Origin of the sequence: Streptomyces sp. NPDC060205 (genome assembly GCF_042728395.1) — a bacterium.
Taxonomy (GTDB): domain Bacteria; phylum Actinomycetota; class Actinomycetes; order Streptomycetales; family Streptomycetaceae; genus Streptomyces.
Window position 1 is genome coordinate 1 of the sequence record NZ_JBHWZP010000304.1, and the last position, 10,811, is coordinate 10,811.

Below are 10,811 nucleotides of genomic sequence, written 5' to 3' on the forward strand. Positions count from 1 at the left end.
GTGACGGTGGGCCGGGGGCGGAATCTCACTCGGTCGCCGACAGACGCAACCTGATCGTGCGTGCTTCGGGGCGCAGTGCGAACTGAGGCCACACGTCCGGGCCGCACGAACGCGAGCCGAGCCCGTGCTGGGCCGCGTCGATGATCAGGTGACTCGTCGTCGAGTCGCCGAGCTCGAAGGGGTGGCGTGCGAGGGCGATCTCCTGCGGGGCGTGGCGGCTGAGCGTGAAGCCGGGGCGACGCCCGCGCGTGTCGGGAAGAGCCTCGACACGCAGCACCTCGCGGTCGCCGCTCGCCAGCGTGAGCCGGCGCAGCTCGGAACGGTGCCCGGTCTCCTGCGGGCGCGCGTACTCGACCGAGAGGTCGCCGATCGTGGCGGAGAACCGGCCGGTGCGGGCCGCGCGGAGGCTGTCGGGATACGACTCCAACGGTCCCAGACCGAACCAGTCCGCCCCGTCGACGGCGGCCGTGCCGTCGGGCAGCTCGAAGCGGATCCCGATCCGCGGCCACACGGTCCGCCAGCCGCGCGAGGGCTCGATCTCCACGCGCAGTTCCAGTGCACCGTCCTCGACCGACCACACGGACTCCACCATCACCCAGGCCGCGGAGTTCGCCGAGGAGACCTTGTCGACGGTGCGCAGGGCGTCCGCGGTGTGCTCCACGCAGACACGCCGTGTCGTCAGCCGGTCGAGACCGTCAGCACGCCACAGTTCCGCGTTGGACACCCCGGCGATACTGGCGTCGCTCTCCTCGACCCCGTCGGACGGGCTCTCGTCGTTGTCGGTCGGCGCGCGGAAGAGCTCCAGCCGCGGCCCGCTCACCGCACGCCCGGCAAGACGCGTCAGAGAGCCAGCGGTGAACTCGGCGATGCCGAGCGAAAGGTCTCCGTCGCCCGGCAGCCAAGCGGTCCGCGACCGGACGGCGGGTACGCGACGAGGTGCCGAGCGGTCCAGTTGGGCCGTCGCGAGCACGTGGTCCGCGGGCGCCCAGGCGGTCGGTGCCGCCAGGACCGCGTCGATCGTCAGCCACGTCTCGGCGTCGTGGGCGACGGCGACCTCAGGCAGCGACACGCGCTCCGACCCGCCCGCGGCGACGGCGGGGACGTGCAACTCGCCGGAGGCCACAGGGGCGCCGTCGTGCTCGACACGCCAGCGGAAGCGCAGGTCGGACGTGTCGGCGGTGTGCCGCAGGTTGGTGACCACGACCTGACCGTGGCCGCCGCCGTCGGCACCTTCGCCGTCGCTCTCGAAGGTGAACTCGACCGGCTGAACGACCGCCTTGAACTCATAAAGGCTCGGCGTGGGGACGTCGTTGCTCAACAGCATGCCGTCCATCACGAAGTTGCCGTCGTGCACGACCTCACCGAAGTCACCGCCGTACGCGTGGTACGCCGTCCCGTCCGGGGCCGTGGTGAGGATGCCGTGGTCGCGCCACTCCCACACGAAGCCGCCGTGCAGCCGCGGATACCGCCGTACGAGTGCCTCGTACTGGTCGAACGCGCCCGGCCCGTTGCCCATCGCGTGCGCGTACTCGCACAGCAGGAACGGCTTCTTACGCTGCCGTGCACTCTGCGCGGGCGTGCAGTTCAGCAGGGTGGAGCGCGCGTCGTCGCTGCCGATCTGCTCGGTCTCCGGCACCGACGCGTACATGCGCGAATAGAGGTCCGTGTACTCGCCGGTGTAGTCGCCCTCGTAATGCACCGGCCGCTCCGGGTCGCGGGCGTGGACCCACGACGACATGGCGGCCAGGTTGCCGCCCGTGCCCGCCTCGTTGCCGAGTGACCAGATCACGATGCTCGGGTGGTTCTTGTCCCGTTCGACGGTGCGTCGGATGCGGTCCAGGTAGGCCTCGCGCCACGCCGGATCGTCGCTCGGGTTGCCCACCCAGTCGAGCTTCTCGAAGCCGTGCGTCTCCAGGTCGCATTCCAGGACCACCCAGAAGCCGAGTTCGTCGGCCAGGTCGAGCAGCCGGGGATGCGGCGGGTAGTGGCTGGTGCGGATCGCGTTGACGTTGAACCGCTTCATGCGGGCCAGGTCCTCGCGGGCGTGTTCCTCGTCGAAGACACGGCCGCGCTCGGGATGAGCCTCGTGCCGGTTCACCCCGTGGAAGACGACACGGCTGCCGTTGACCAGGAACTGGTCGCCGCGTATCTCGACCGTGCGGAAACCCACCCGCAGCGCGATGCTCTCCGCGGCCGTGGACACGGTGGCGTCGTACAGGCGGGGCACCTCGGCCGACCAGGGCTCCACGCCCGGGACGCGGAACGGCGTCACGTCGCCCGGCGTGGCCCAGACACGTTCGACGCCGAGTTCGGGGATGCGCAGGGTGACCGGGAACGCGGCGGGATCGGCGGTGATCTCCGCCTCGACCAGCCCCGCGCCGCGCTCGTCACGCCGCTCGGAACCCTGCTCGAAGCCGGTCCGCAGCCAGACGTCCTCGATGCCTCCGACCGGCCGGGCGGTGAGCGTGACATCGCGGAAGATGCCCGGCAGCCACCACTGGTCCTGGTCCTCGACGTAACTGGCCGCCGACCACTGATGCACCCGTACGGCCACGACGTTGTCGCCCGTGCGCACCGCGGAGGTGACGTCGAACTCGTGGGCCAGGCGGCTGCCGCTCGCGCTGCCGACCTCGGTGCCGTTGACCCACACCCGGAACAGCGACTCGACGCCGTCGAAGCGCAGCACCACGCGCTCGGCGTCCGACCAGTCGGCGGGAACCTCGAAGTGCCGCCGGTAGTCACCGGTCGGGTTCTCGTCCGGGACGTGGGGCGGGTCGATCGGGAAGGGGAACCGGATGTTCGTGTAGATCGGCCGGCCGTGGGCCCCGTCGCCCTCCAGCACCCAGTGGGAGGGCACGGGGATGCTGTCCCAGTTATGGTCGTCGAAGCCGCCGGCCGCGAAGTCCTCCGGTCCGGACGCCGCCGGCGACAGCCGGAAGCGCCAGGGCCCGTTCAGCGAGAGCGAGGGCGCGTCGGAGCGCAGCCACGAGCGCGCCGGGCGCAGTGCGCCACGCCCTGGTGCGAGGTCCGAAACATGGGGGGAGAGCTCGGTGGACAAGAGGTCACAACTCTTTCTGTGGGTCACGTACGACCTGTGGGCCATGTACGACCTGTGGTTCACGTACGACCTGTGGGTCACGTACGACGGAGCTTCGAGGAGCGACGGCGGTCCTCAGGGGGACGGGTCCTACCGGAGGACGACCGTGCGGATCTCCCACGCCCCGAGGGCGAGTTCGAGTTCGCCGGCGGCCTCGGTACGGGAGAGGGGGCGGCCGAGCAGATCCACGGTGGTCGCCTCGGTGAACGGACCCGTCACCCGGACGGTGGACGCGCTGTCGCGCATCGCGGTCAGCCGCACCTCGGTGCCGTTCCCGGACTCGTCGTCGGTGACGCGGCGGAGGCCCGACACCAGGACGTCTTGCCCGTCGACGCGCACCCCGCTTCTGTCCGGCGGCAGTTGGCCCCCGGCGGCCCCGGTCCCACGGGTGACGAGCACATCACTCCGGAACTCCTCGGCGAGCGCCACCGCGTCCGCCCCGCGCCAGCCGGTGGCGGACGGGACCACGGCGAAGCGGTTCTCGACACGCATGCCGAGATCCTGCGCACCCGGCACGGGAATCTCGCTCGCCGCGGGCTCGTCGCGCAGCGGATGGATGTTGACGCTGATCGAGCCGATCGCCCGCAGCAGCGTGATGGCCAGTTCGCAGCCGTCGCCGGCGAGTTCGTACTCGCTGGAGTGGTCGAGCAGGACCGTGGCCGGACCCGCCGACACGAACGTGCCGGCCGGGAAGGTCGGCAGCGGGTACTCGCCCCAGCCGCCCTCGGCGGTGAGTCCGCGCTCGGTGACGGCGAACTGCCCGGCGGACGAGGACGTGCTCACCGGCTCGGGCAGCGGCACGTGGAAGCGCAGCCGGTGGTCCGCCGACTGGTTGAGGAACGAGGTGGAGACCCGCACGAACGGTTCACCGGCCCGTACCTCCACCAGTGTCTCCACCGGAGTCGGCACGGTCCGTCCGTCGCGCAGGTCGCGGTCTCCGGAGAGGGCGACGGGCCAGGCGTAGACGCGGGTGACCCGCAGCCGTGACCGCAGCGGGCCGTCTTCGAGGACGTCGACGGTGATCTCCGCCGGGTCCTGGACGAGGACGTCGTGCGCCGGGGGTGCGTAGTTGTAGCTGTCACCGCGGTCACCGCCGTCGACGAGACGACCGACACCGCGCAGCACGGTCCCGTCGGCGCCGACGATGTCCAGCGTGCCGTCCGCGGCGACAGTGACCGCGACCAGGCCGTTGGAGAGCGTGCGATCCGTCGCCGTGGCGTACGGGGTCTGCGGGGGCGCGTACGACGCCGATACGCCGGCGGTGTCCTCCCGCGGCTCCACGCGGAACGCGGTCAGTCCGGAGGCGGGGACCTCGACGGGGACGAGCGCGGTGGCCCGGGGCTCCTCCAGCGTCAGCACCCGCCACTCACCCGGATGCGCGGCAGCGGCGGCGGCGACCTCCTTGCGCAGGATCAGCAGGTCGAACGGCCCCCCGGCAGGAACCTCGGCGAGGTGGAAGACGAGCGAACCGGGGCTGAGGTCGTAGTGGTCGATGAGCCGGCCGAACAGTTCACGGCGGTGGATACGCCGCAGTACGCGTTCGAGCTGCGAGGCGTCCATGCGCTCGTCGCTGAGGACCGTCGGTGCCTCGGAGACCAGTTGCACGGGGTGCGCCGAGCCGTCGGCGGTGGTCGCGACCAGCCGCGTACCGGCGGGCGGGGCGACGACATCCACCTCGACCAGCGCCGTGCGGTCGAACGGCAGCGGGTTGGCGATCAGATGACCGTCGCCCGGGACGAGGGCGGCGGGCTCGGCCAGCGCGGCGTCCCGGACGGCGCGCGCGGTCTGCGCGGCCTCCGCGAGCCGGGCGGCGACCTGGTCGCAGGTCTCGTCGGTGCCGGAGCCGACCACCGAGTCGTGCGCGGTCGACTCGATGATCTTGTGCCAGGCGAGGGCGAGGAACGGCGCGTCGTCGCGCCTCGACCACAGGGCGTTCATGCGCTCGGCGTGGTCGATCGTGCGCTCGGCGAGGGCCATCCGCTGCTTGAGGCCGAGCCGTACGGAGAGCACGCCCGGGAGGATGTTGCCGCGTACGTGGCTGCGCAGTTCGCCCGTGACGACGGCCGGCACCTCGTCGCGCACATGCTCGCGGAGGTATTCGGCGAGGGTCGCCATGGCGATGGCGCGTCCCTCGCCGGACGCCTGCCGCAACCAGGCCGCGAGGTGCGGGTCGGGCGCGTTGTGGTCGGTGCCGGCCATCGCCAGGACCGGGTCCGTGCCCCACCGGTCGGCCGTCATCTCCGCGTAGTCGCCGAGCGCGCGGCCGATCCGGTCGGGCACCAGCAGTACGTCGAGGCCGTTGTCGTAGCCGTCGAAGAGGAACTCGGTGCGCACCTCGGAGCCGTCGGGTGCGCGCCAGCGGAAGGCGTGGCCGTCGACGGAACCGGGCACCCCGCGCCACAGTGCCGCGTGCTCGATCCCGGCGCGCGCGAGGATCTGCGGCATCTGCGCGACATGGCCGAACATGTCCGGCAGATAGCCGATCGGCATCGCGCCGCCGAGGTCCGCCGCGGCGGACCAGCCCATCTGCAGATTGCGGACGATGGTCTCGCCTGAGCAGAGGAATTCGTCGAGCAGGATGAGCCACGGCCCGACGGCGATCCGGCCTTCGCCGACCAGGGCCGCGAGCCGGTCGCGGTTCTCCGGCCGCATCTCCAGATAGTCCTCGACGGCGGCCATCTGGCCGTCGACGGTGAACCGGAAGTCGGGGTCCGACTCGGCCGTCTCCAGCACGGTGTCGAGGGCGGTGACCAGTCGGTGCCGGAACACCTGGAACGGCTCGTACCACTCCCGGTCCCAGTGGAAATGGGGCACGAAGACGGCGGAGTTGCTCATGGCGGCAGAAACCTTCTGTTCGAGCGGGCGGTCATTTCAGTGAACCGGCGGCGAGACCGGTGCGCCAGAACCGCTGCAGGAGGATGAACACGATGATCACCGGCACGATCGACACCAGCGAGCCGGTGATGACGGACTGCTGGAGGAGCGGGGCCCGGGCGGTCTGGCCGTTCCACTGGTACAGGCCGAGGGTGATCGGGAACAGGGACTCCTTCTGCAGCATGACCATCGGCAGGAAGAAGTTGTTCCAGATGGCGACGAACTGGAACAGGAAGATGGTCACCAGCGCCGGTGTCATCAGCTTGAACGACACCGAGAAGAACGTGCGGAACTCGCCCGCCCCGTCCAGCCGTGCCGACTCGATCAGCTCCTGCGGGACGGCCGCGTTGGCGAAGATGCGCGCCAGGTAGACGCCGAACGGGCTGACGATGCTGGGCAGGAACACCGCGAGGTAGGTGTTGACGATCCCGGTCGCCGAGAACAGCAGGAACAGCGGGAGCGCCAGCGCGGTGGTGGGGACGAGGACACCGCCGAGGATGACGGAGAAGAGGAACTCCCGCCCGCGGAACCGGAACTTGGCGAGCGCGTACCCGCACAGGGCGGAGATCAGGGTGCCCACGGCGGCGCCCAGCACCGCGTAGATCACGGTGTTGACGGCCCACCGCCCGAAGATCCCGTCGCTGCGGGTGAACAGGACGCGCAGGTTGTCGAACAGGTTGAAGTGCGAGAACGCCAGTCCGTTGGTGGTGGCGAGGTCGCCCTGCGGCTTGGTGGCCGCGACGATCAGGAAGTAGATCGGCAGCAGGAAGTAGATGGCCAGCAGGAGCATCAGGGCCATGGCCGCCGTGCGGCCGACGCGGCTCTCGCGGTTCACACGTGCGTTGCTCACAGGCCGGCCCTCTTCGACGTCAGGCGCATGAATCCGAAGCTCAGGACGAACGTGATGACGGCGATGACCACCGAGATCGCCGCGGCCTGCTGGTAGTTGTTCCCGGACGCCACCGCGTAGGCGAGCATGTTCGGCGTGAACGTGCTGGAGATGTTGGAGGAGATCTGCCGCAGCACGGCCGGCTCCGCGTAGAGCTGCAGGGTGCCGATGATCGAGAACACCGTGGTCAGGACGATCGACGGGGCGATGATCGGCACCTTGATCCGCCACGCGACGGCCCAGTTGCTCGCGCCGTCCAGCTTGGCGGCCTCGTACAGCTCCTGCGGGATCGACTGCAGGGCCGAGTACATGATGAGCATGTTGTAGCCGGTCCACAGCCAGGTGGAGATGTTCGCCGCCGACCAGAGAACGGCCCCCGGACCGAGGAAGTCGGGATCGAGACCGATGCCGTTCAGCAGGTCCACGACGGGGCTGAGCTGCGGTGAGTAGAGATACGACCACATGATCGCGGCGATGACACCCGGCACGGCGTACGGCATGAACGCGGTCATGCGGAAGACCGACTTGAGCCTCAGCAGGGGAGTGTCCAGGAGCAGCGCCATGACCAGGCCGACGAACAGCATCACCGGCACCTGCACGATGCCGAACATTCCGATCCGCCCGATGCTGGACCAGAACTCGGTGTTCTCGAACACCTTCTGGTACTGCTCGAAGCCGCCGAAGCTCGTGTACGAGCTGCCGTACTGGCCGCCGGTGCGGTGCACGGCACGGAAGCTCTGCCAGAGCGCGTAGCCGACCGGTACCAGGTAGAACAGCACGAACGGGAGGAAGAAGGGGGCCAGGAACGCGGTGATGGTGCCGGCCCGGGGGCCGCCGCCGTCGGGAAGACGGCCGCGGCCCCTCGGTGGTGTCACCACGCGCGGAGTGCGGGTAGCGAGGTCGGTCATGTCGTGCTCACTTGCCTGCCGTGACCGGGATCGCCTGGTCCTTCATCGACTTCACCGCGGCGCTCTGGGCGGCCGACAGCGCGTCGCTCAGGGTGCCGTCGCCGGCGGCGGCCTTCGCCATCGCGTCCTGGAGCGCGAGGTTCACCGTCTTCTGGGTGGGGCCCCAGGTGAAACTGGTGTCGATCTTCTTGGACGAGTCCGCGAAGACATCGAAGATCTTCTCGTTGTTGTAGTAGGGCACGCCCTTGGACAGCGCGGGCAGTTGCAGTCCGGCGTTGGCGGCCGGGTAGAGACCGCCCAGCTTGTTCTCCAGCGCGAGCGCCTCGGGGTCGGTGTTCAGCCAGGTGTTGAACTTGACCGACTCGTACAGGTGCTTGCCGCCCTTCATGAAGGCGACGGTCGAGCCGCCCCAGTCACCGGAGGCGCCGTTCGCGCCCCACGTCGGCATCGGGACGATGCTCCACTTGCCGGCCTGTTTGGGCAGGTTGTCGCGGAACATGCTGTAGCCCCAGGCCGCGCCGACGTAACTGGCGATCTGGTCCTTCTGGTACGCGGCGTACATCTGCGTGGACCCGTTGGCGAGGTCGGTGCGCACGAGCTTGTCGGAGATCAGCTTCTGCCAGTACTCGGCGACCTGCCTGCTCTGCTCCGACTCGACGGTCACATGCCACTTGTCGCCGGAGTAGCCGTACATCGTGGCCTGGTTCTGCCAGATGAGCCCGTTGAACCACTCGGCGTTGTTCGGGTCGAAGAACGTGATGTCGAGGCCGGGATCCGCCCTGTGCAGCTTCTGGGCTGCGGCCGCGTACTCGTCCCAGGTCTTGGGCACGGCGACGTCGTGCTTCTCGAAGATGTCACTGCGCACGTAGAGCGCCATCGGGCCGGTGTCCTGCGGGAGGGCGAACACGCCGGTGTCACCGAAACTGGTCTGCGACCAGGTCCACGGCACGAACTTCGACTTGGCCTTCGCGGCGGCCGAGCAGTCGGAGGCGTCCACGAACGCGTTCTGCGTGCGCAGGTTGGGCAGTTGGTCGTAGCCGACCTGGGCGAGGTCCGGCGCCTTGTCCGCCTTGAGGGCGTTGCCGAGGGTGCCGTACTGGTCGTTCGAGATGTTCTTCGTCTCGACGTGGATGTCCGGGTTCTTCTTGTTCCACAGGGCGACGACGTCGTCCATGCCCGGAACCGTGTTCCAGTACTGGAGTGTCACCTTGCCCTTCGCGGGCTCGCAGGACGCCGCGGAGGAACTGCCCGACGAGTCGGACGACGAGCATCCGGCGAGTACGAGGACACCGGCGGCCGCGGCGACGACGGTGAGGCGGATGCGCGTGACTGTGCTGCTCATATTTTCCGTTCCAGACAACGGCTAGCGACGGTGCTAGGCGGCTCGATGCTGATCCCTCGGGCGGACTGCCCTCTGGGTGGAAGGGACGGGACGCAACGCTGTTCAGGTGCTTGTGAGCGCTCCCGTGAACGCTCACGGGAGCGCTCACGGAGAAGCTCGGAGAAATGTCGCGGAGTGCAATGCGAAGTGCTCGGAAGTCTGCGCTTCGGCGCGGTTCAATGTCAAGACATTCGGGTCTCGTCCGTTACCGGCGTGTTAAACGGACCGTGGAAGGGCCCGCAGGACGCGCTGCTACGCGGATCCGCTGAGCCGCAGCTCGGCGTGTACGACCAGGTCCGTGACCGCGAGCGGAGGCGGCTCCGACAGCAGCCGGGCGACCTCCTCGATGGCGAGCGCGCCGAGCCGTCGGGTGTCCAGCGCGACGCTCGTGAGCGGCGGTTCGACGAGCGCGCCGAGCTGCAGCCCGTCGAAGCCGACGACGGCCAGGTCCTCCGGGACGCTCCTGCCCGCCCTGCGGGCTTCCCGCAGGGCGCCGATCGCGATGATGTCGTTGAACGTGAAGACCGCGGTGAGGCCGGGGTGCGCGGAGAGCAGCTCCTTGAGCGCCGCGCCCCCGCCGTCGGCCGTCTGGTCCGCGCCGACCACCGCGCCCGGGTCGATCCCGTGCGCCGCGGCGGCGGCAGTGAACCAGCTGTGCCGGATGCTGGGCTCGGCCCGGGTGTGGTGGTCGAGCATGCCGATCCTGGTGTGCCCCTTCGCGACCAGGTGCGCGACGGCCGCGTGGACGCCCTCCTGGCCGTCCACCCGGATCGAGCTGAAGCGGGTGGACCGGCCCTCGCGGCCGATGAGCACCACCGGCATGCCGCGGGTGAACGCCTCCAGCTCGCTGTCGGGGCAGCTGAAGTAGCCGATCACCGCGTCGACCTGCGAACTGATCACCTGGAGCGTGCCGCGCTCCTCCTCCGCGCGGTCGGCGGTGTCGTACACGACGACATGCCAGCCGCGGGTGCGGGCGGCCTCCAGGGCGGCGGAGGCGACCTCGGTGAAGAACGGGTTGAGCAGATCGGGGATGACCAGGCCGATGGTCATGGTGTCCTGACGGACCAGGCCGCGGGCGAACCGGCTCGGGCGGTAGCCGAGGGCGCGGGCGGCGTCCAGGACGCGCTGTTTGGTGTCGCCGTCGATCTCGTCCTTGTCGTTGAGCGCGCGTGACACGGTCTGCCGGGACACTCCGGCGGACCTGGCGACGTCGTTGATCGTGACCTTCCGGGGCTCTGCCCGCTCTGCCCCCGGTGTCGACACCATCGCCTACCTCCTGCGTTTCGCGTCCGCGGGTGTGCGGGCGCGTCCTGAGTATGCCGGTAGCTTGCGCGTGCCCGCGGACGGGCCGGGGGCGTTTGCGCCGTTCCCCGCGCCCCTTGGAGGCGAAGGGCAGGGGGTGGGGGTGGCTCCTTGGGTTTCGGCCGGCGGCCGGTGGGGGCTGATCGCGCCGTTCCCCGCGCCCCTTCAGGGCGACAGACGGGGGGCTGGCTCGTCGGCCTTCATCTGTCGGCCGGTGGGGGTGGGCCGCGCCGTTCCCCGCGCCCCTGAAAAGCGGGGCTGCGCCCCGGCCTTTCAACCCCGCCGACACAGACGCGCTGTGCGGGTTCATCGTGTTCGTCGGCTTCGCCACCGCCTACTTGTTCAATGTCTATGCCCAGC

At 69.9% G+C, this 10,811-nt stretch carries 6 protein-coding genes; all 6 read right to left on the reverse strand.

The features are described 5' to 3' along the window. Nucleotides 1-25: 25 nt before the first annotated feature. Nucleotides 26-3,058, reverse strand: a complete 3,033-nt coding sequence (locus tag ACFWGJ_RS35355) for a glycoside hydrolase family 2 TIM barrel-domain containing protein (protein WP_387332778.1) — start codon at nt 3,056-3,058, stop codon at nt 26-28. 129 nt (nt 3,059-3,187) lie between these two features. After that, complete coding sequence (locus tag ACFWGJ_RS35360) at nt 3,188-5,932, reverse strand: alpha-mannosidase (protein WP_387332779.1); 2,745 nt, start codon at nt 5,930-5,932, stop codon at nt 3,188-3,190. Nucleotides 5,933-5,963: 31 nt separating this feature from the next. Then, nucleotides 5,964-6,821 carry a carbohydrate ABC transporter permease gene (locus ACFWGJ_RS35365; protein WP_387332781.1) on the reverse strand — a complete coding sequence of 286 codons (858 nt, stop codon included), beginning with the start codon at nt 6,819-6,821 and terminating at the stop codon, nt 5,964-5,966. Further along, nucleotides 6,818-7,768: a carbohydrate ABC transporter permease gene (locus ACFWGJ_RS35370; RefSeq protein ID WP_387332783.1), complete on the reverse strand. Its 951-nt coding sequence runs from the start codon at nt 7,766-7,768 to the stop codon at nt 6,818-6,820. The genes ACFWGJ_RS35365 and ACFWGJ_RS35370 overlap by 4 nt, the downstream gene beginning before the upstream one ends. A 7-nt stretch (nt 7,769-7,775) precedes the next feature. Further along, nucleotides 7,776-9,110 (reverse strand): ABC transporter substrate-binding protein, encoded by a 1,335-nt coding sequence (locus ACFWGJ_RS35375; protein WP_387332785.1) that lies wholly within the window; start codon nt 9,108-9,110, stop codon nt 7,776-7,778. A gap of 291 nt (nt 9,111-9,401) precedes the next feature. Then, the gene (locus ACFWGJ_RS35380; protein WP_387332787.1) at nt 9,402-10,415 is read right to left on the reverse strand and encodes a LacI family DNA-binding transcriptional regulator; all 1,014 of its coding nucleotides are present in this window, start codon (nt 10,413-10,415) and stop codon (nt 9,402-9,404) included. Between the last annotated feature and the right edge of the window lie 396 nt (nt 10,416-10,811).

Coding starts and splice junctions, on each gene's coding strand:
- ACFWGJ_RS35360 (WP_387332779.1), bottom strand. CDS start 5,932: ATGAGCAACTCCGCCGTCTTCGTGCCCCATTTCCACTGGGACCGGGAG.
- ACFWGJ_RS35380 (WP_387332787.1), bottom strand. CDS start 10,415: ATGGTGTCGACACCGGGGGCAGAGCGGGCAGAGCCCCGGAAGGTCACG.
- ACFWGJ_RS35370 (WP_387332783.1), bottom strand. CDS start 7,768: ATGACCGACCTCGCTACCCGCACTCCGCGCGTGGTGACACCACCGAGG.
- ACFWGJ_RS35375 (WP_387332785.1), bottom strand. CDS start 9,110: ATGAGCAGCACAGTCACGCGCATCCGCCTCACCGTCGTCGCCGCGGCC.